At 68.6% G+C, this 19,202-nt stretch carries 21 protein-coding genes; 6 read left to right on the forward strand and 15 right to left on the reverse strand.

Annotation, left to right across the window (positions count from 1 at the left end; all coding sequences use genetic code 11):
- Positions 1 to 15: 15 nt before the first annotated feature.
- From LK10_RS18595 to LK10_RS18615, 5 genes are read right to left on the reverse strand one after another with little or no spacing between them, the layout of a single operon-like run.
- Entirely contained in the window at positions 16 to 489 is a 474-nt protein-coding gene (locus LK10_RS18595) for a molybdenum cofactor biosynthesis protein MoaE (RefSeq protein WP_043127103.1), read from the reverse strand.
- Positions 479 to 955 carry a MogA/MoaB family molybdenum cofactor biosynthesis protein gene (locus LK10_RS18600; protein WP_043127105.1) on the reverse strand — a complete coding sequence of 159 codons (477 nt, stop codon included), beginning with the start codon at positions 953 to 955 and terminating at the stop codon, positions 479 to 481. Before LK10_RS18600 ends, LK10_RS18595 begins: the two co-directional genes overlap by 11 nt.
- Positions 952 to 1,512: a cyclic pyranopterin monophosphate synthase MoaC gene (moaC, locus tag LK10_RS18605; RefSeq protein ID WP_052207577.1), complete on the reverse strand. Its 561-nt coding sequence runs from the start codon at positions 1,510 to 1,512 to the stop codon at positions 952 to 954. The genes LK10_RS18600 and moaC overlap by 4 nt, the downstream gene beginning before the upstream one ends.
- A complete protein-coding gene (locus LK10_RS18610; RefSeq protein WP_043127107.1) occupies positions 1,500 to 2,708 on the reverse strand; it encodes a molybdopterin molybdotransferase MoeA in 1,209 nt (402 codons plus the stop codon). The genes moaC and LK10_RS18610 overlap by 13 nt, the downstream gene beginning before the upstream one ends.
- A gap of 3 nt (positions 2,709 to 2,711) precedes the next feature.
- Positions 2,712 to 4,289 (reverse strand): molybdopterin-dependent oxidoreductase, encoded by a 1,578-nt coding sequence (locus LK10_RS18615; protein WP_156144259.1) that lies wholly within the window; start codon positions 4,287 to 4,289, stop codon positions 2,712 to 2,714.
- A gap of 70 nt (positions 4,290 to 4,359) precedes the next feature.
- On the opposite strand from LK10_RS18615, the gene moaA reads away from it, so the two are divergent.
- The 6 genes from moaA (at position 4,360) to LK10_RS18645 (ending at position 9,443) form a co-directional block, all read left to right on the forward strand.
- Positions 4,360 to 5,412 carry a GTP 3',8-cyclase MoaA gene (gene moaA, locus LK10_RS18620; RefSeq protein WP_043127112.1) on the forward strand — a complete coding sequence of 351 codons (1,053 nt, stop codon included), beginning with the start codon at positions 4,360 to 4,362 and terminating at the stop codon, positions 5,410 to 5,412.
- A 10-nt stretch (positions 5,413 to 5,422) separates the two neighbouring features.
- Positions 5,423 to 5,692, forward strand: a complete 270-nt coding sequence (locus LK10_RS18625) for a MoaD/ThiS family protein (protein ID WP_331377598.1) — start codon at positions 5,423 to 5,425, stop codon at positions 5,690 to 5,692.
- 15 nt (positions 5,693 to 5,707) lie between these two features.
- Positions 5,708 to 6,547 carry a TolB family protein gene (locus LK10_RS18630; RefSeq protein ID WP_043127115.1) on the forward strand — a complete coding sequence of 280 codons (840 nt, stop codon included), beginning with the start codon at positions 5,708 to 5,710 and terminating at the stop codon, positions 6,545 to 6,547.
- 64 nt (positions 6,548 to 6,611) lie between these two features.
- Positions 6,612 to 7,685, forward strand: a complete 1,074-nt coding sequence (locus tag LK10_RS18635; RefSeq protein WP_043127118.1) for a LolA family protein — start codon at positions 6,612 to 6,614, stop codon at positions 7,683 to 7,685.
- Entirely contained in the window at positions 7,682 to 8,620 is a 939-nt protein-coding gene (locus tag LK10_RS18640) for an ABC transporter ATP-binding protein (RefSeq protein WP_043127120.1), read from the forward strand. The genes LK10_RS18635 and LK10_RS18640 overlap by 4 nt, the downstream gene beginning before the upstream one ends.
- Positions 8,607 to 9,443, forward strand: a complete 837-nt coding sequence (locus LK10_RS18645; protein WP_043127122.1) for an ABC transporter permease — start codon at positions 8,607 to 8,609, stop codon at positions 9,441 to 9,443. The genes LK10_RS18640 and LK10_RS18645 overlap by 14 nt, the downstream gene beginning before the upstream one ends.
- Here the strand turns inward: LK10_RS18645 and LK10_RS18650 are convergent.
- From LK10_RS18650 to LK10_RS18695, 10 genes are all read right to left on the reverse strand, one after another.
- Complete coding sequence (locus tag LK10_RS18650) at positions 9,440 to 10,798, reverse strand: M16 family metallopeptidase (RefSeq protein WP_081998677.1); 1,359 nt, start codon at positions 10,796 to 10,798, stop codon at positions 9,440 to 9,442. The two genes, LK10_RS18645 and LK10_RS18650, sit on opposite strands and share 4 nt — an antisense overlap.
- Before the next feature lie 3 nt (positions 10,799 to 10,801).
- Entirely contained in the window at positions 10,802 to 13,078 is a 2,277-nt protein-coding gene (locus LK10_RS18655; RefSeq protein ID WP_043127125.1) for a polyribonucleotide nucleotidyltransferase, read from the reverse strand.
- A 232-nt stretch (positions 13,079 to 13,310) separates the two neighbouring features.
- The gene (gene rpsO, locus LK10_RS18660; RefSeq protein ID WP_043127127.1) at positions 13,311 to 13,580 is read right to left on the reverse strand and encodes a 30S ribosomal protein S15; all 270 of its coding nucleotides are present in this window, start codon (positions 13,578 to 13,580) and stop codon (positions 13,311 to 13,313) included.
- Between the two features lie 142 nt (positions 13,581 to 13,722).
- The gene (locus LK10_RS18665) at positions 13,723 to 14,976 is read right to left on the reverse strand and encodes a kynureninase (RefSeq protein ID WP_043127132.1); all 1,254 of its coding nucleotides are present in this window, start codon (positions 14,974 to 14,976) and stop codon (positions 13,723 to 13,725) included.
- Positions 14,973 to 15,764: a tryptophan 2,3-dioxygenase gene (locus tag LK10_RS18670; RefSeq protein ID WP_081998683.1), complete on the reverse strand. Its 792-nt coding sequence runs from the start codon at positions 15,762 to 15,764 to the stop codon at positions 14,973 to 14,975. The genes LK10_RS18665 and LK10_RS18670 overlap by 4 nt, the downstream gene beginning before the upstream one ends.
- A 62-nt stretch (positions 15,765 to 15,826) precedes the next feature.
- Positions 15,827 to 16,816: a bifunctional riboflavin kinase/FAD synthetase gene (locus tag LK10_RS18675; protein ID WP_043127248.1), complete on the reverse strand. Its 990-nt coding sequence runs from the start codon at positions 16,814 to 16,816 to the stop codon at positions 15,827 to 15,829.
- Positions 16,817 to 16,869: 53 nt separating this feature from the next.
- Complete coding sequence (locus LK10_RS18680) at positions 16,870 to 17,319, reverse strand: hypothetical protein (protein WP_043127137.1); 450 nt, start codon at positions 17,317 to 17,319, stop codon at positions 16,870 to 16,872.
- On the reverse strand, positions 17,306 to 17,671 hold the full coding sequence (locus LK10_RS18685) for a hypothetical protein (protein WP_043127140.1): 366 nt from the start codon (positions 17,669 to 17,671) through the stop codon (positions 17,306 to 17,308). The genes LK10_RS18680 and LK10_RS18685 overlap by 14 nt, the downstream gene beginning before the upstream one ends.
- Positions 17,668 to 18,561: a tRNA pseudouridine(55) synthase TruB gene (gene truB, locus LK10_RS18690; RefSeq protein WP_043127143.1), complete on the reverse strand. Its 894-nt coding sequence runs from the start codon at positions 18,559 to 18,561 to the stop codon at positions 17,668 to 17,670. Before truB ends, LK10_RS18685 begins: the two co-directional genes overlap by 4 nt.
- A gap of 59 nt (positions 18,562 to 18,620) precedes the next feature.
- Positions 18,621 to 19,112, reverse strand: a complete 492-nt coding sequence (locus tag LK10_RS18695) for a nucleoside deaminase (protein ID WP_043127250.1) — start codon at positions 19,110 to 19,112, stop codon at positions 18,621 to 18,623.
- Between the last annotated feature and the right edge of the window lie 90 nt (positions 19,113 to 19,202).

The following is a 19,202-nucleotide window of genomic DNA, read 5'->3' on the forward strand; positions in this document are numbered from 1 at the left end:
GCCTAATGGAGCGCGTCAGCCGAGCGCGGCGACCCACTCCTTGCCGCCGTCGTCGAAGAACTGCTCCTTCCAGATGGGCACCTCGGCCTTGACCCGGTCCACGAGGTCCGAGCAGAGGCGGAACGCCTCGCCGCGATGCGCCGACGAGACGGCACAGACGAAGGCCACGTCGCCGACCCCGAGGTCACCGACCCGGTGCGCGATCCAAACACGCATCGCGCGCTCGGAGACCCCGAATCGTTCGAGATGCTCGCCGACAACCCTGTCCACGACGCCCCGGAGGGTCGCCTCCGCGGTCGGGTGTGCAGTGTAGTGAAGCCGAAGGACGCCGCGGCCCTCATCATGGTTGCGCACGACGCCGGCGAACGAGACGACGGCGCCCGCGTCGGGAGCGTCCACCGCCTGCCGGGCGGCGGATTCGTCCAAAGGTTCGGCAGAGATCTGCGCCTGCACGACCTCGATCTGGGCAGGAGTCCTGTCAGTGGCCATGTCCACCCTCCAACTGGTCGCAGAGATGCCCGATGATCGGGTCCAGCACGGTGAGCCCGTCCATGACCCCTGATGGCGACCCGGGAAGGTTCACGACGAAGGTCCTTCCTGCGACTCCGGCGTACCCGCGGCTCAGCGCCGCGAGCGGCGTCTTCGCTGCCCCTGCGCGCCGGATCGCCTCCATGATGCCTGGCACCTCGCGATCGAGGAGCGGCAGCGTTTCCTCGGGCGTGGCATCGTCGGCGCTCAAGCCGGTGCCCCCGCTCGTGACGACGACGGACGGCGCGAGGGCGAGAAGGCCGCGGAGCGCGGCGCCCACCGAGGGGCCGTCTGGGACGACCGCGGCGGGGATGATGTCGAAGCCGTGTTCGGTGAGCCAGTCCGCGATGACGGGCGCGGACTGGTCCTCGTAGATCCCTGTCGCCGCCCGCGTGGATGCGATCACGATCCCGGCGCGACGGGTCACGCCGTTTCCCCCGCCGTCTCCCCTGTTGGCTCCTCTGTTGGCTCCCCTGCTGGCTCCTCTGCTGGGAGCCTCCAGTCGCCGCTCTTTCCGCCGCTCTTGGCCAGCACCCTGACCTCGCTGACCACGGCATGCTTGTCGACAGCCTTGATCATGTCGTAGACGCCCAACGCGGCGACCGACGCCGCGGTGAGGGCCTCCATCTCGACGCCGGTCACACCGCGGGTCTTGACCGTCGCGAGGACGCGGACGGAGCTCTCCGCCACCTCGAAGTCCACGGTCACCTTGGAGATCGGGAGGGGGTGACACAGCGGGATCAGCTCAGGCGTCTTCTTCGCCGCCATGATGCCGGCCACTCGAGCCACGGCGAGCGCGTCCCCCTTGGCGAGGCCGCCCTCGGACAGGAGCGAGATGACCTCCGTGGTCGTTCGGAGGACGGCTTGCGCCGTCGCTTCGCGGCTCGTCTCGGGCTTCTCGCTCACGTCGACCATGTGGGCGCTGCCGTCCGCGCGGACGTGCGTGAGGCTCTGGGTGGGTTCGGAGTCGTTCACAGGAGCCATACTTCCACGTCGGCTCCGGCCTCGAGTTCCGTCACGTCCTCGGGGACGAGCACGAGGGCATTGGAGGCGGCGAGCGCTCCGAGCAGGTGGGAACCTGAACCGCCGACAAGGCCCACGCGGCCGTCGTCCCCGAGACGTGCGCGCCGCACCTGGAGCTTGCCGGACGGCGAGTCCAGGGGGCTGGCAAGAGGGAGCCGAAGGCGCGGCCTGGCAATCGGCGCACCGAGGAGCTCGGCGAGGACCGGCCTCAGGAGAACCTCCCATGAGACCCAGCAGCTCACGGGATTCCCGGGGAATCCCAGGAACGGCACGCCCGCCACAGTGCCGATGCCCTGCGGGCCCCCCGGCTGCATCGCGAGGTGGACGAATTCGACGTCCGCGTCCGCGAGCGCGAGCTTCGTCGCCTCGAACGCCCCCTTTGAAACGCCTCCCGTGGTCACGAGGAGGTCGGCGGATTGAGCGGAGTCGGCGAGCGCCGCCCGGAGCTCGCCCGGCTCGTCGCTGCGCACCGCCGTCGCGCTCGCCTCGATCCCTGCCTCGCGCAGAGCGGCGACAAGGAGCGCTCCGTTGGAATCGTAGATCCGGCCGGGCGAGAGCGGCTCGCCGGGAACGGCGAGCTCGGCTCCGGTGCTGACGACGGCGACCCGTACCGGAGCGCGGACCGGAACCTCGGTGAGGCCCAGGGCTGCGGCGAGGCCGAGCTGGGCGGGGCCGAGCCTGGTCCCGGCGGCAAGGACGACGTCGCCGACGCCCACATCGCTCCCGACTCGCCGCACGAAGGTCCCGGCCTCGGTGACGGGCAGGACGACGCGCGCGTGGTCCGAGAGCTCGGAAGGTTCGGGAAATCGCGGAGGCTGCGCTCTCTCCACGGGGATGACGGCGTCGGCACCGTCGGGGAGCATGGCGCCGGTCATGATCGGCGCGGCCTGCCCGGCCGCAAGCGGAACCGGGACGGCGCCAGCGGGGATCGGCGCGACGACGGCGAACTCCGGCACCGCGCCAAAGTCCTCGCTCCGGACCGCGAAGCCGTCCATCTGCGAGTTGTCGAAGGGGGGAAGACTCACCGGTGCCGCGAGATCACGGGCGAGGGCGAGGCCGAGCGCTCGGTCAAGGGGCCGAGTGACGGGCTCCCGCTGGGCGAGCGGCGCGAGGAGGGTCCGGATGGACGCCCGGTAGTCGTCGACGCTCGTTCCCATGCCTCAAGCTCCTGCCTCGATCGTGACGGTATGGTAGCCGGTCGCCCCGTCCGGCGGCGGGGGCGCCGTCTGCTCCGCTTGGAGAGCCCCCGTACCGTCCGTGGCACGAACGCTGATCTGGTGCTTCCCCGCCGAGAGCTCCACTTTTGCCGACCATTGGTACCACGTGTCCCGAGAAATCCCCGTGCCGAGCGTAGCGGGCTGCCACGAGCCTTCGTCGACCATGACCTCGACCTTCGAGATGCCGCGGTGCTGGGCCCAGGCCACTCCCCCGACCATGAGGTCGCCCGTCGGAACCTGCGCGGCGTCCTTCGGCACGTCGATCCGGGACGAGGTCTTGATCGGGCCGCGCTCGGACCAGCCCCTGGTCGACCAGTAGGCTTGATCTGCCGCGAAAGTCGTGACCTTCAGCTCGTTGACCCACTTGGTCGCGGATACGAAGCCATAGAGTCCCGGCACGATCATCCTGACGGGGAAGCCGTGCTCGGGTGGGAGCGGCTCTCCGTTCATGGCGACGGCAAGGATCGCGTCCGTCCCGGGGTCCGTGAGCACTTCGAGCGGCGTGCTCGCGGTGAAGCCGTCGACGCTGCGCGAGAGGACCATGTCTGCCCCGGGCTTGGGCCGCGCACGGGCAAGAAGCTCGCGGATGGGCCAGCCCAGCCAGCGCGCGTTGCCGATGAGGTTGCCCCCCACGGGGTTCGAAACGCAGGCGATCGTCACATAGCGCTCGATGAGCGGCTTCGCCAGCAGTTCCTGCCAGGAGATGCTGAGCGGCTCCTCGACCATTCCGGTGACCTGCAGCGACCAGCCGTTGGGATCGACCGAGGGAACCACGAGGGCGGTATCGATGCGGTAGAAGCTGCCGTCGGGTGTCACGAGGGGATCGATGCCCGAAAGCCCCACCGAGGCCCCCGGCGGAACGGGCGGAGCAGGCGAGGCGGGCGCCGGCAGCTTGAGCGCGTCCCGCGCCGCGCTCGCCGCGAGGGCGGTTCCGCGGACGACGGCGGTCACGACGCCGCCGAGCGCCACGACGACGGCACTGCCCGCCATAATGCGCAGGAACTTACGGCGGGCAAAGCCGGATTCCTCGGTCATTGCTTCAGGAGCCTGCTCCTCGGCCCGCAGCGCTCCGACGAGCCAGCGCACGAGGCCAGCTGCCACCGCGGCCGCGGCGACGGCGCACGCGATGGCGAGGGGGTTCGAGAGGGCCCGTGTTGCGACAGCAGCGATGCCGACGATCCCGATGAGGGTCGCGACGGCAACACCGGTCCCGGGGCGGCGGAATTCGAGCAGGCCGGCCGCTGCCCCGACGGCCAGGAGGACAATCGAGATCACGGTCACGAGGAACGTCTTGTCGCCGGTCCCGAACGTCTGGATGGCCCATTCCTTGGCGTTGGGCGGCGCGAGGTCGACGACGGCGCTCCCCACGGCCGAAACCGGGCTCAGCGAGGGGCTCGCGAGGCCCGCGAGAAGCTCGCCCGTCAGGACGCCTGCGACAGCCGCGAGCACTCCCGCTGCGGCCGACCACCAATACGCATGCCGCGCCGTAGCGACTGGGGGGCGCAGCTGGGTTGCTCCCATGCCACCAGAATAGGTCCGCATCCTGAGCGCAAGCGGGGCATGGTGGGGGTCACTGGCGTAACGTGGAGCTATGACAGTAGAGCGCCCGGCATTCGAAGGGCTGCGGGATCGGTTCGGGCGGGTTGCGACCGATCTCCGGCTTTCTTTGACCGACAAGTGCAATCTGCGCTGCTCGTACTGCATGCCCGAAGAGGGCCTCGCCTGGCTTTCCAAGCAGGCAGTGCTCTCCGCGGAGGAGATAGTGCGGATCGTCGGTATCGGCGTCGACCGGCTTGGAGTCCGCGAGCTCCGTCTCACGGGCGGCGAGCCGCTTGTGCGGGCCGATGTGGTCGAGATCGTCGCGGCGCTGCGAGCCGCTCACCCCGACCTCCCCATCGCGCTCACGACCAACGCCGTCGGGCTCACCGCGAAGGCCGCGCCGCTCAAGGCGGCGGGCTTGACGCGGATCAACATCTCCCTCGACACCCTCCACCCAGAGACATTCGCCCAGCTCACCCGCAGGCCGTTCTTCGACCGTGTCCTCGCCGGGATCGAGGCAGCCGATGCCGCGGAGCTCGGGCCGATCAAGATCAACGCCGTACTCATGCGCGGGATCAACGACGGCGACGGAGCTGAACTCCTCGAGTGGTGCCTCGAACGCGGCTACGAGCTGCGGTTCATCGAACAGATGCCCCTCGACGCCGACCACGGCTGGACCCGGGAGGGGATGATCACGGCCTCCGAGATCCGCGATCGCCTGAGCGAAGGGTTCACCCTCTCCCCCGATCCCAGAGAGCGCGACGGCGCTCCCGCAGAACGCTTCGAAGTCCGCCCCCGCAATGCCGCGGCCGGCGATCCGCCGCTGGGCACCGTGGGCATTATCGCTTCGGTCACCGAGCCGTTCTGTGCCGACTGCAAGCGGACCCGGATCACCGCCGAGGGCAAGGTCATGAGCTGCCTCTTCTCACGTGAGGAGGTCGATCTCCGCGATCTCCTGCGCGGAGGCGCGGACGACGACGAGATCGCCGCCCGCTGGCAAGACGCCATGTGGGTCAAGCCCCGCGCACATGGCATGGGCCACGTGGGCCTCGGCGCCCCCGACTTCGTCCAGCCCGACCGCTCCATGAGCGCGATCGGGGGCTGAAGCGGCACCCATGGTCATTACCCTGCGGTACTACGCCGCGGCCTCCGCCGCGGCCGGCGTCGAAAGCGAGCGGCTCGAGGTGCCTGAGGACGCCACTCTCGCCTCGGCGCTCGAGGCAGCCCGCGCCGTCGTCCGCTCTCCTGGCCCGGACGCGCCGGGGCTCGAGGAGGTCCTACGCCGCTGTTCCTACCTGGTCAACGAAGTCGCGGCGAGGGACCCGAAGCGGCGACTCGCCGACGGCGACCTCGTCGACGTCCTCCCGCCGTTCGCGGGCGGATAGCGCGAGGATAGGCGCGTGATTTCCCAAGTCTTCACCACCTCTATCGCCGGCGAGCCCGAACTCGTCCTCGAGACCCACCATCTGCATCTCGAGGCACCCAACTGGAGCCAGGACGGGCGCGCCTTGATCCTCAACGGCGACGGAGTCCTGTGGCGGTTCGACCTCGCGACCAACAGCCTCGACCGAATTCCGATCTCGGGGGTGCCGGAGCTCAACAACGACCACGTCTTGGACCCCGACGGGGAACACGTCTTCCTCTCCGCGCACGATGGGCACATCTACCGGGCGCCTCTGAGCGGAGGGCGCGGAGTGCGGGTGACGAACGAGACGGGGCGGCTCCACTTCCTCCACGGGGTGAGCCCGGACGGCGGCACCCTTGCCTACGTGGGGGTCGAGGCCGAAGGCGACAACCGGTGGGCGCGTGCGAACGTCTTCACGATCCCGTCGCAGGGCGGCCCCGATCAGCAGTTCACCTTCGGAAGCGCGCCAGCGGACGGATGCGAGTTCTCCCCGAACGGGAGCTGGATCTACTTCAACACCGAAGCCTTCTCACCGGGGCACGCACAGATCGCACGCATCCCGGCAGAGGGCGGCGAGCCGGAGCAGCTCACGTTCGACGAGCGGGTCAACTGGTTCCCGCATCTCACCCCGGACGGGAGCGCGGCCGTCTACCTCAGCTACCCCGCTGGCACCCTGGGGCACCCGGGAGGTCTCGACGTCGAGCTGTGCGTGGTCGCGGACGACTGGACAGATCCCGTCCGCCGGCTGCCGCTTTGGGGCGGCCAAGGAACAATCAACGTCCCGAGCTGGTCGCCCGCGGGCGACCGCTTCGCATACGTCGCCTACCAGCCCTGAGGGATCCCGCGAGATACGACTCAGGGAGGACGACATGCTCGGGCACTCGGCGTAGCGTGGAGGTATGAAGCGCATCTGGACCCGATGGCTCCCCGCGGCTGCGGCCCCGGCTGCGGTAGCGGTTGCTGTGCTCGCAGGGGGAGCCTCGGCTGTGACGCCGCCGTCGCCCTCGACTCCCGAACAGGTGCTGGCCCTCGTCGCCGGGCACACAGCGCAAAGGTTCTCGGGAACCATAGAGGAGAAGGCAGACCTTGGGCTGCCCTCGATCCCCTCCCAGGCGCTCGGACCGGCGACCAGCAGCTCAAGCCTCGGTTCCGCGGCCACGGTCCTCGAACTCCTCACGACCCCGCACACCGCACGCGTCTACGCCGACGGGCCGAGCAAGCTCCGCGTCCAGGTGATGGACCAGCTCGCCGAGCGCGACGCCGTCCGGAACGGGAGCGACGCCTGGACGTACGATTCCAAGACCAATACGGCCACGCACGCGAGTCTGCCTTCTGGCACATCGAGCGGTTCAACGAGCCCCAGCGTGCCGGCTGTGACGCCTGACCAGCTCGCCCAGCGCTTCCTCACGGCCGCAGGGCCGAGCACCAACGTCACGCTCGGTCCAACGACGACGGTCGCAGACCACAGCGCCTACACCCTCGTCCTGACGCCCAAGACCTCGGGGACGCTCGTCGCATCTGTGCAGATCGCAGTGGAATCCCAGACCGGGCTTCCGCTGTCAGTGGACGTCTACGCGAAGGGCCAGTCCGACCCCGCATTCCATACCGCGTTCCAGAAGCTCGACCTGCACGCCCCGGATGCGTCGGTGTTCGCCTTCACGCCTCCTGCTGGCGCGACTGTCAAGCAGGAACAGCTCCCGGCGCCGAAGGCCGGTTCCGAAGCTACACCGAAGCCGAAGGCAACGGCGTCCAAGGCGACTGAGCCAGCGAAGAACTGGGACTCCGTCGTCGTCGTCCCGGCCGACAAGGTGCCCGCAGGCTTCACCGGCTCGGCGCTTGTCAAGCAGCTCGCCTCCCCCGTCGCCGGCGGCCGACTGCTCTCGTCCTCTCTCCTGAACATCCTCATCACGAACGACGGGAGGGTCATCGCCGGTAGCGTCCCCGCGGCGACCCTCATGGCCGCCGCCAAGTGACGGAAGCGCTCGCTGTCCGCACCATCGGGCTTACCAAGCGCTTCGGGCGCCAGACCGCGGTCGACCGCCTTGAACTGGCTGTCCCGCAAGGGGCTGTGTTCGGCTTCCTCGGGCCCAACGGCTCCGGGAAGACGACGACGATCCGCATGCTGCTCGGGCTCGTCGCGCCGACCGAAGGCCAGGCGGTCGTGCTCGGGGAAGAGATGCCCGAGCGCCTCGGGAACGTGCTCCCCCGGGTGGGCGCGCTCGTCGAGGGGCCCGCCTTCTACCCGTTCCTCTCCGGCGAGGCAAACCTCCGCCGGTTCGACACCGCCGACCTCAAGTCGCCCGCCGCCACTCAGGGCGCGCGGGTCGCTCGTGCGCTCGAACGTGTCGGGCTCTCGCACGCTGCTCACAAGAAGGTCCATGCCTACTCCCTGGGGATGAAGCAGCGTCTCGGACTGGCCGCGGCGCTCCTCGTTCCGCGAGAACTGCTCGTCCTCGACGAGCCGACAAACGGACTCGATCCCCAGGGCACGCGCGAGGTGCGGTCGCTCATCCGCTCGCTCGCAGACGACGGCACGACCGTTTTCGTCTCAAGCCACCTCCTCGCCGAAGTCGAGCAGATCTGCACCCACGCGGCGGTGCTCCGTGCAGGCCAGCTCGTGGCGCAGGGGCCACTCGACGAACTCCGCGGCGCGGCGCAGCACCGAATCGAGGTGCGGACGCCTGACCTAGGAGTGGCTGCCGACGTCCTGCGCAAGTTCGGCCTCAAACCCGAACCGGCGGGGTCAGGCAGCATCGTTGCGGAGGCCGACGGCGCTCCACCGGCCGAGGACATCGTCGCCGCCCTAGTGCGGGCCGGAGCCCGTGTGCGAGGGTTCAGCGCCGGCGCTGCGAGCCTTGAAGAACGCTTCGTCGAGCTCACGGGAGAGGGGTTCGATGTTGCAGAATAGCTTGCTGCCGGGTGTCAGGCTCTTCGCGTCCGAAGTATCCGTCCTGTTCCGACGTTGGCGCACTTGGGCCATGCTCGCGGCGCTCGCTGCCGTGCCAGTGCTCATTGGGCTCGCTGTCCGCTTCTCGCCCAAGGGGCCGCCGACGGGGCGCGGCCCCGCCTTCCTCGACCAGATCACTCACAACGGGCTGTTCGTCGGCGTCGTCGGGCTCGTGGTCTGCACGCCCCTCTTCCTCCCGCTCACGGTCGGGGTCGTGGCTGGCGACACGATCGCGGGCGAGGCCAGCCTCGGGACGCTGCGCTACCTGCTCGTGGCGCCCGCGGGCCGGCTCCGCCTCCTCGTCATCAAGTACCTCGCCTCAGCGGTGTTCTGCGTCTCCGCGGCACTCGCCGTCGTCCTCGGAGGTGTCCTCACCGGCCTCGCCCTCTTCCCGGTCGGGCGGGCGACCCTGCTCTCGGGCGACACGATCGGGCCGGGCGAGGCCTTCGGGCGGCTCCTGCTCATGGGGGGCTTTGCCACGGTCTCGCTCCTGGGCCTCGCCGCCATCGGTCTCTTCGCCTCGACGATGACAACGGTTCCAGTCGGCGCGATGGCCGCCACAGTCGTCCTCGCAGTCGTCTCCCAGGTGCTCGACGCACTCGACCAGCTCGACTGGCTGCACCCGTGGCTCCTGAGCGACCACTGGCTCGACCTCGCCGACCTCCTGCGCCAACCGATCTCGTGGAGCTCGTTCGGCGCGAACGCCCTCCTTCAGGCGGCGTACGTCGCCTTCTTCGGAGCGCTCGCCTATGGCAGGTTCAGCACCAAGGACATCCTGGCCTAGAGCCCGAACGTCTCCGTCTCGTCGAACGGTCCCACGACAGTGACGGTGCGCGGCGCCGAGGCGAGCTGGGCCGCCAACTCGCGGACGTCGTCGGCCGTCACGGATCGGATCTGGGTGAGCGTCTCGTCGACGTCCTGGAACTCCCCCGAAACGAGCTCGGCGCGGCCCAGACGGGACATGCGCGAGCCGGTATCCTCAAGCGCCAGCACGATCCCGCCCGAAAGCTGGCCGACCGCCTTGCGGAGTTCCTCCTCGGTGACCCCGTGCTCGGCGAGCTTGGCAAGCTCGGTGTCCATGAGCGCGAGCACCTGCGGGACCTTGGCTGGCGCGCAGCCGCCGTACAGGCCGAAGTACCCCGCGTCCGCGTAGGCAGAGGCGAACGAGTAGGTTGAGTAGACGAGCCCCCGCTTCTCACGGATCTCCTGGAACAGGCGTGACGACATCCCGCCGCCAAGCACCGCGTTCAGGACGCTCATGACGTAGCGACGGCCGTCAGTCGCCGTGATCGAGGGGCACCCCACGATGACGTTGGCCTGCTCGACCTGACGCTTGACGACCGTGAGGCCCGGGCGGCCTATGATCTCGGCCGCGGCCGTGGAGCGGCGCGGGACCGGCGCGGTGCCCTCTTCGAGCCGCCATCCCGCGGACTGGAGCGCCTCAAGCACGAGCCGGCAGACGACGTCATGATCCAGGCCGCCCGCGGCTGTCACCACAAGCTCCGAGGGCCGGTAGTAGCGGCGGTAATGCTCCCACACGGAATCACGGGCGACGGCGCGAATCGCCTCAGGCGTGCCCCCGATCGGGCGCCCCAAGGGGTGCTCTCCGAGGACAGAGGCCACGAAATGCTCGTGGGCGACGTCCGTCGGGTCGTCGCCGTCCATCGCGATCTCCTCGAGGATGACGTCGCGCTCCTGTTCGAGCTCGTCGGCGTCGAGGACGGCGGACGTCACCATGTCGGCGATGACGTCGATCGCCATGGGAAGGTCCGTGTCGAGGACGCGTGCGTAATAGCACGTGCTCTCCTTGGCGGTGGCCGCATTGGACTCACCGCCGACCTCGTCGAACGCCGAAGCGATCTCGAGGGCGGTCCGGCGGCGGGTTCCCTTGAAGAGCAGATGCTCAAGGAAGTGGGTGGAGCCATGCTGGCCCGAAGCTTCATCCCGGGAGCCGACCCCGACCCAGAAGCCGATCGATGCCGAGCGCTGGCCCGGCATCGCCTCAGTGAGGACGCGCACGCCTCCGGGCAGGATGGAACGCCGCACGACGGCGCCCCCATCCTGCCCGAAGATCGTGGTCGTCGACGGCGCACCGTCGACCAGCTGCCCGGAGGTCAGCGGCAAGGCAACACTGGCCATGGGCTAGGCGTCGGCCGCCTCGGCACTTGCCTGGACGGTCACGGCCTCCTCGTTGCTGGCCTCGTCTTCGGCGATTACGGGTGCGAGCGAGAGCTTGCCCCGATCGTCGATCTTCGTGATCTCGACCTGGACCTTCTGGCCCACCGAGACGACGTCCTCGACGTTGTCCACGCGCTTGCCACCGGCGAGCTTGCGCAGCTCGGAGATGTGAAGGAGGCCGTCCTTGCCCGGCGTGAGCGAGACGAACGCACCGAACGTCGTCGTCTTCACGACCGTGCCGAGGTAGCGCTCGCCCACCTCGGGAAGCTGCGGGTTCGCGATCGCGTTGATCGCAGACCGTGCCGCCTCCGCCGAGGACCCGTCGGTCGCGCCGATGAGCACGGTGCCGTCGTCCTCGATCGAGATGTCGGCGCCCGTGTCCTCCTGGATCTGGTTGATCATCTTGCCCTTGGGGCCGATGACCTCGCCGATCTTGTCGACCGGGATCTTGATCGCGATGATGCGCGGCGCGAACTCGGAGAGCTCGTCCGGGCCCTCGATCGCCGCGTTGATGACCGAGAGGATGTGCAGCCGCGCCTCACGAGCCTGCTTGAGTGCGGCAGCCAGGACCGAGGCGGGGATGCCGTCGAGCTTGGTGTCGAGCTGGATGGCGGTCACGAACTCGCTCGTGCCGGCGACCTTGAAGTCCATGTCGCCGAACGCGTCCTCGGCACCGAGGATGTCGGTGAGGGCCGCGTAGCGGGTCTGGCCGTCGACCTCGTCGGAGACGAGGCCCATCGCGATGCCGGCAACCGGTGCCTTGAGCGGAACGCCCGCGTTGAGCAGCGAGAGCGTCGAAGCGCACACGGAGCCCATCGACGTCGAGCCGTTCGACCCGAGTGCTTCGGAGACCTGGCGGATCGCGTAGGGGAACTCCTCGCGCGACGGGAGGACCGGGACGAGCGCACGCTCGGCGAGGGCGCCGTGGCCGATCTCGCGACGCTTGGGCGAACCCACGCGCCCCGTCTCACCCGTGGAATACGGCGGGAAGTTGTAGTTGTGCATGTAGCGCTTGTGCGTCTCGGGCGAGAGCGAGTCGATCTGCTGCTCCATCTTGAGCATGTTGAGCGTCGTCACGCCGAGGATCTGGGTCTCCCCGCGCTCGAAGATCGCCGAGCCGTGAACTCGCGGCAGGACCTCGACCTCAGCGGTGAGCTGACGGATGTCGGTGAGGCCACGGCCGTCGATGCGGACCTGGTCACGCAGGATCCGCTGGCGCACGACCTTCTTCGTAACCGAGCGGAACGCGGCGGAAAGCTCCTTCTCGCGACCCTCGAACTGGCCCGCGAGCTGGCTCACGACCTCGTCCTTGAGCGCATCCGAGGCGGCCTCGCGCTCCTGCTTGTCGGCGATGCTGAACACCTCTGCGAGGCGCTCGGCCGCGGCAGACTCCACGGCCTCGTAGACGTCCTGCTCGTAGTCGAGGAAGAGCGGGAACTCCCCGGTCGGCTTCGCCGCGCGCTCCGCAAGGTCCTGCTGGGCCTCGCACAGTGCCCGGATGAACGGCTTGGCCGCCTCGAGGCCCTCCGCCACGACCTCTTCGGTCGGGGCAGTAGCGCCCTCGTCCTTGATGAGGTTCCAGGAGTGGTCGGTGGCCTCGGCCTCGACCATCATGATTGCAATATCGCCATCGGCACCGCCGGCGCCGCCGGACACAACCCGGCCGGCCACGACCATGTCGAACGTCGCGTTCTCAAGCTGCGAGTGCTTCGGGAACGCGACCCACTGCGAACCCTCGCCGTCGTGGACGAGTGCAACGCGCACGCCACCGATCGGGCCGGAGAAGGGCAGGCCCGCGAGCTGCGTCGACATCGAGGCCGCGTTGATCGCGACCACGTCGTAGAGCTCGTCCGGATCGATCGCGAGAACGGTCACGACAACCTGGACCTCGTTGCGCAGGCCCTTGACGAACGCGGGGCGGAGCGGGCGGTCCATGAGCCGGCACGCGAGAATGGCGTCCGTCGAGGGGCGCCCCTCGCGGCGGAAGAACGAGCCGGGGATGCGGCCCGCGGCGTACATGCGCTCCTCGACGTCGACCGTGAGCGGGAAGAAGTCGAAGCCTTCGCGCGGAGCCTTGCCGGCCGTCGTCGCGGAGAGCAGGGCGGTCTCGTCGTCGATGTAGGCCATCGCTGCCCCGCCGGCCTGCTTGGCAAGCCGACCCGTCTCGAAGCGCACGACGCGCTGGCCGAAGCGGCCGTTGTCGATGACGGCCTCGGCGAACTGGATCTCGGGACCCTCCATGGGAGAGCACCTCCGTTTCATTGTTGGCGGAGGCGCGGAACCCGGTCTTCGATCGAGGCCCTTGGCGCTGGCCGGAAGGCCGCCCTCAAAGGCCACTACCGAGGACCGCAGATTGCCGGCGCCTCACAGTGGATTCTCGTAGTCGGTGTAAACGCTTGCGTTAAGGTGTTGCGGCCCGCCGCTTCCCATGGGAAGAGCTCTTCCCGCGGGGAGAGGCGGGCCGCTTCACAGACTACCGGCGCAGGCCGAGACGCTCGATGAGCGAACGGTAGCGGTCGATGTCGGTGTCGTGCAGGTAAGCGAGCATCCGCTTGCGACGGCCCACGAGCGCGAGCAGGCCGCGCTGGGTGTGGAAGTCGTGCTTGTGCTGCTTCATGTGCTCAGTCAAGTCCTTGATGCGCTTCGTCAGAACGGCGATCTGGACCTCGGGGGACCCGGTGTCGCCTTCCTTCGTGGCATATTCCTTGATGATCGCCTGCTTGACGGCGGGATCCAAAGCCATTGGAACTCCTCGTTTCGTGCCGTGCGGCCCGCTGGACGCTGCGTCCCCGGGGAACACCGGCCCACGCTCCGAAAAACTCCGGGAACCGAGCCAGCGCGGCCCAGGCCGCCACGGACTGCAGCGAGGACCACAGAGGATTCTATCAAATGACCCGGGAGAGCTCTTCCCTCACCGTCTCCATGCCGCGGAGCGCTTCACCGAAGCTCGTGCTCAGGGGCGACAGCCCCAACCGCAGCCCCTGAGGCGCCCTGAAGTCCGGGATGACGCCGCCGTCCCACAGACGCTGGGTCAGCGCCCTGAACGCCGGATGCTCGAGCGTGACGTGGCCGCCGCGACGTTCCGCTTCGGCGGGCGAGGCGAGGGTGACGCCGAGGGGCTCGAGGAGAGTCCGGTGGGCGTCGATCGCAAACTCCGTGAGCTTGACCGACTTCTCCCGGATCGCGGCGATCCCCGTCTCCTCGACGAGCGAGAGCATGTCACGCAACGGGAGCATCCCGAAGATCGGCGGAGTCCCGCTCACGAACCGCCGGATTCCGTCGGCCGGCCCGTACCCCGACGCCATCTCGAACGCTTCGCGCCGCCCGAGCCACCCTTGCACGGGCTGACGGAACGCTTCGTGGTGCCGCTCGGCGACGTACGCGAACGCGGGCGAGCCGGGACCCCCGTTGAGGTACTTGTAGGTGCAGCCGGCGGCGAAGTCGACCCCCCATTCGTCGAGGGCCACGGGGACCGATCCCGCGGAATGGCACAGGTCCCAGACGATGAGGGCCCCCGCCCGATGTGCGAGTTCGGTGATTGCGGGGCCGTCTGCGAGGTAGCCGGAGCGGTAGGCAACGTGGCTCAGCACGACGACGGCGGTCCGTTCCGTGATGGCCTCGGCGGCCTGCGTCGGGGTCACCCCGGATGACGGGTCGGCCTTGATCCACCTAATCGTGAGGCCGCGCTCGGCCGCGATGCCCTCGACAAGATAGCGGTCCGTGGGGAAGTTGTCCGTGTCGGCAATGATCTCCGTCCGGCTGCTCTCCAGGCCACCCGCGAGCTCCACGGCTGCTCGGATCAGCTTGTACAGATTGACGGTAGTCGAGTCCGCGATGACCGTCTGGCCGGGGCCGGCACCGAGGCACGCCGCCCCGAGCCTGTCGCCGAGCACGAACGGCTCATCGAGCCAGCGCTCGTCCCAGCCGCGGATGAGGCGGCCGCCCCAGTCTTCGTCGATGAAGCGGCGCACCTCCTCGGCGGTCCTCCGCAGAGGACGTCCGAGGGAGTTGCCATCGAGATAGGCGACGAGGCCTTCGGACTCGACGAACAGGGCGCCGTAGGGCGCGAGGGGGTCCTCGGCGTCAAGCTCCGCCGCACGGTTCGCGAGTTCCAACGACCCGGTTGCGAGCTTGCTCACCGCCCGACCTCCGTCCGCACGGCGAAGAGTTCTGGGAAGAACGTGAGGTCGAGGGCCTTGCGCAGGAATCCGACCCCGCTCGAGCCGCCCGTTCCAGTCTTCATGCCGATAGTGCGTTGGACCGTCCGGAGGTGGCGGAAGCGCCAGAGCTGGAAATTGTCCTCGAGGTCCACGAGCTCCTCGCAGGTCTCGTACGCGGACCAGTGCTGCTCGGCGTCCTCGTAGACCTCCTTGAACAGTGGCACGAGCCCTTCACAGAAGGTGTGGGCGAGGCGGACGTCCCGTTCGAGGACTTCAGCCGGAACCGCGTAGCCGTGGCGGGAAAGGTACCTGAGGAACTCGTCGTACAGGCTCGGCGCATCGAGGAGCTCCTCGAGCTGGGCCCGCATCGCGGGTTCACCGTCGAACACGGGGAGCATCCCGGCGTTCTTGTTGCCGAGAATGAATTCCACGCAGCGGTACTGGCCCGATTGGAACCCCGAAGCGTGGCCGAGGAAGCCCCGAAACTGCGCGTACTCGTGTGGTGTGAGGGTTGCGAGGACGCTCCACTGCTCGGTGAGGGTCTTCTGGATGTGCTTGACCCTGGCAATTGCCTTGAGCGCCGCCCCGAGGTTGTCCTCGCGGAGCCACCCGCACGCACTTTGCAGCTCGTGGAGAACGAGCTTGAGCCACAGCTCCGTGGTCTGGTGCTGGATGATGAAGAGGAGTTCGTCGTGGTGCTCGGGGACGCTCACGGGGTGCTGCGCGTTCAGGAGCCGATCGAGGTCAAGGTAGCCGCTGTATGTCATACGGCCTGCGAGGTCGCGCACGATGCTGTCTTCGAGCGCCCGGGTATTCGTTGTGAGATCTGTCACCCAGCAAGCGTAGCGAGAATCCGGCGAGCCTGATCGACGTCGACCTTCATCTGCTCGACGAGCGCCTCCGGCCCGCGGTAGGCGACCATGCCCCGCAGCCGCTCGACGAACTCTACCGCGACCCGCTGCCCGTACAGGTCGAAGTCCTCGGGTGCCTCGTCAGGGCGATCGATCACGTGGGCCTCCACCTGGCGCGTGACGCCCACGAACGTGGGGTTCGACCCGACGGAGATCGCCGCGGGCCAACGGGTCCCGGCCTCGTCCACGAGCCACCCGGCGTAGATCCCGTCGGAGGGGATGTGGCCGATCGAGTCGTGGTCCAGATTCGCCGTCGGGAAGCCGAGCGCACGCCCCCGCGCGGCACCGTGGACCACTTTGCCGTGCATCGTGTGCGGACGGCCCAGGATCTCAGCAGCGGTGTGGACGTCGCCGCGATCGAGAGCTTCGCGGACCCAGGTGGAGGAGCAGCGCCGCTGCGCGCCCTCGTCCTCCGTGAGGGGTCCGGGATCCTTCTCGCGGAACTCCTCGACCACCACGACGTCAAAGCCGTACCGGCGGCCGAGATCCTGCATCGTGGACAGGTCGCCTGCATTCCCCCGTCCGAACCGAACGTCGTGGCCGACGACGACGGCGCTCGTGTGCAGTCCGTCGACGAAGACATTCCGCACGAATTCCTCGGGCGTCTGCGCCGCGAATTCAAGCGTGTAGTGGAGAACGAGCACGGCCTCGAGCCCGTACCCCCCAAGGGCCGCGATCCTGTCGTCGATCCCCATGATGAGATCAGGCGCCGTATCCGGACGGTGCACCCGTGCGGGATGGGGGTCGAACGTCACCGCAACCGGCTTGCTGCCCGTCTCGCGGGCCGTGCGCACAAGCGCGGCAAGGACCTGCTGGTGTCCGCGGTGCACGCCGTCGAAGTTGCCGATGGTGACCGCAGCCCGCCCGAAATCGTCAGGGACCTCGTCCAGCCCGCGCCAGATCTGCACCGTGTTCCTCGCCTCCGTCCTCACCTCATCACCCATGTCTCGCGACCCCCACACTACCGGGTCGCGCTCCCCCGCCGCGGCCGGTTGAACCAGAGCCAGGTGAGCCCGACGAACGGCAGGATGAGCGGGACGAAGCCGTAGCCCTTGCCGTAGACGCTCCAGACAGTGTCCTGCTGGAAGTCCTGGGGGACGAGGACGCTCAGCGTCCCGACTACGAGCACGCCAAGCAGCTCAACGAGCACGGCGCCGCACGTGACATACCAGCTCGTCACTCCCTTCCTCGCCATCGCGACCGTAGCGACGATGTAGACGACGGCGGCCACAGCACTCAGGACGTAAGCGAGCGGCGCCTCGGAGAACTTGGTCGCGATCTGGAAGCCCGCCCGGGCCGTGGCGGACAGGGCGAAGATGCCGTAGATCGCGACGATGATCCGGCCAAGGCCCCTGCTTCGGGTGCTGGGCGAGTGTTCAGTGGTCTCAGACACGTCTTCAGAACGCTCCATTCCAAATCTGCTCCATGCGGAACAGCATGACGAATACGGTTATCGGCACAGCCGCCAGGACGAGATTGCTCCAGCGCGTCTTGTCGAGGATTGCCCACCAGAAGGCCGCGATGGGCAGGATGAAGGCGGTGATGAGGTAGCCCCAGAATTCCCAGGGCTCGCCTCGGATCGCCTCCCCCGCAGCCTGCCGTACGCCCGAGGCCACACCGAAGACTACGAGGAAGAGCTCGACGGCGGCGACCGAGACGATCGCGGCGTCGCCGGGATAGCGCTTGGTCACAGTCGCGAAGATGCAGATGACGGCCGAGACGGCGCAGATCGCGGTCCCGATCCAGAAGAACGGGTCAGTCACTCGGCCAGCTCTCCCCCTCGAGCGGCGAAGACGAGCTCCGGCCTGGCCGCTGGACCGGCGTCCTTGAGGAGCGCGACCAGGCTGCCGTCGGGGGCGAACGCGGCGGTCACTGCATTGCGCCCGGTCGCAGCAATGCGACGGCCGAACGAGAGCTCGACCGCCTCGTCGTCGCTCAGCTCCCGCACCGGCAGGAGCGCCCTCGCTGCCTCGGCGAGGGGAAGCACCTTGAAGTCCTCGGCAAGCGCCTCGAGCGTGTGTGCCTCGTGGATGCCGTAGGGCCCGACCTCGGTCCGGCGGAGAGCCGTCAGATGGCCGCCGACTTCGAGCGCCAGCCCCAGATCCCGCGCAAGAGCCCGGACGTACGTGCCGGAGGAGCAGTGGACCGTTGCGTCGACGTCGAGCACGCGGCCACCACGTTCTCGGCGGATGTCGTGGATCTCGAACGAATGCACCGTGATTGGACGAGCCTCGAGCTCGACGCTCTCACCCGCCCGGACCCGTGCATACGAACGCTGCCCAGCCACCTTGATGGCGCTGACGCTGCTCGGGACCTGCAGAATCTCGCCCGTGAGACGCTGGGCAGCCGAGCGGATCTGTTCCTCGGTCACGGCCGCGGCGATGGTCTCGGAGACCACCTCACCCTCCGCGTCGTCCGTGACCGTGCTCTGCCCGAGGCGCATTGTCGCCGTGTAGGTCTTGGAGGTCCCCACGATGTAGGAGAGGAGCCGAGTCGCGCGGTTGATGCCGACGACCAGGACGCCCGTGGCCATCGGGTCAAGCGTCCCCGCGTGGCCCACTTTCCGGGTGCCGGCCAGACGACGGATGCGGCCGACGACGTCGTGGCTCGTCCATCCCTGTGGTTTGTCGACGATCACGAGTCCAGAAAGCACGCCTCCCAGTATATGGAGCGAGAAGCATGCTCCCGCCTCAGTGATGCTTCCCCAACAGGTCAGTACTCGATGCGCCCTTCGAAGGCGTTCCACGCCTCGAACGGGGCAACGCGCCGATCGACACTGGCGCGGGCGACCGGCATGAGCGACCGGTCCGTACCGGCCAAGTACTCATAGAAGACGGCATCGTCGAAACCTGCCGCCTCGGCGTCATACCGATCTGCAGCGAAGAAGACTGCAGAGATGCGGGCCCACAGGGCGGCGGCAAGGCACAGCGGGCACGGTTCGCAGCTCGTGTACAGGACCGCGCCGTGAAGGTCGAAGTCCTGCGTTGCGGCGGCGGCGCGGCGGATCGCGACGACTTCCGCGTGGGCGGTCGGATCGTGGTCTCGGGTCACACGGTTCATCCCCTCGAAGACGCTTCCGTCCGGCATCACGACCACTGCACCGAAGGGCCCTCCGCCTTCCAGGACGTTCGACACGGCGAGTTCGATGGCCCGCTCGAGGTACCTCGCTCGATCGGCGGCTCCGGCCCCAAGATCCTGCGCCATGCCGCCCATGGTAACGGCGCGGCCGCCAAGCTAGAGTGTGCCACGGGTGGGGAACCTGCTGTTCGGCCTCGGGTCACCTCTGACGCACCA

This window comes from Sinomonas humi, assembly GCF_000802235.1.
In the GTDB taxonomy this organism is placed as follows: Bacteria; Actinomycetota; Actinomycetes; order Actinomycetales; family Micrococcaceae; genus Sinomonas; species Sinomonas humi.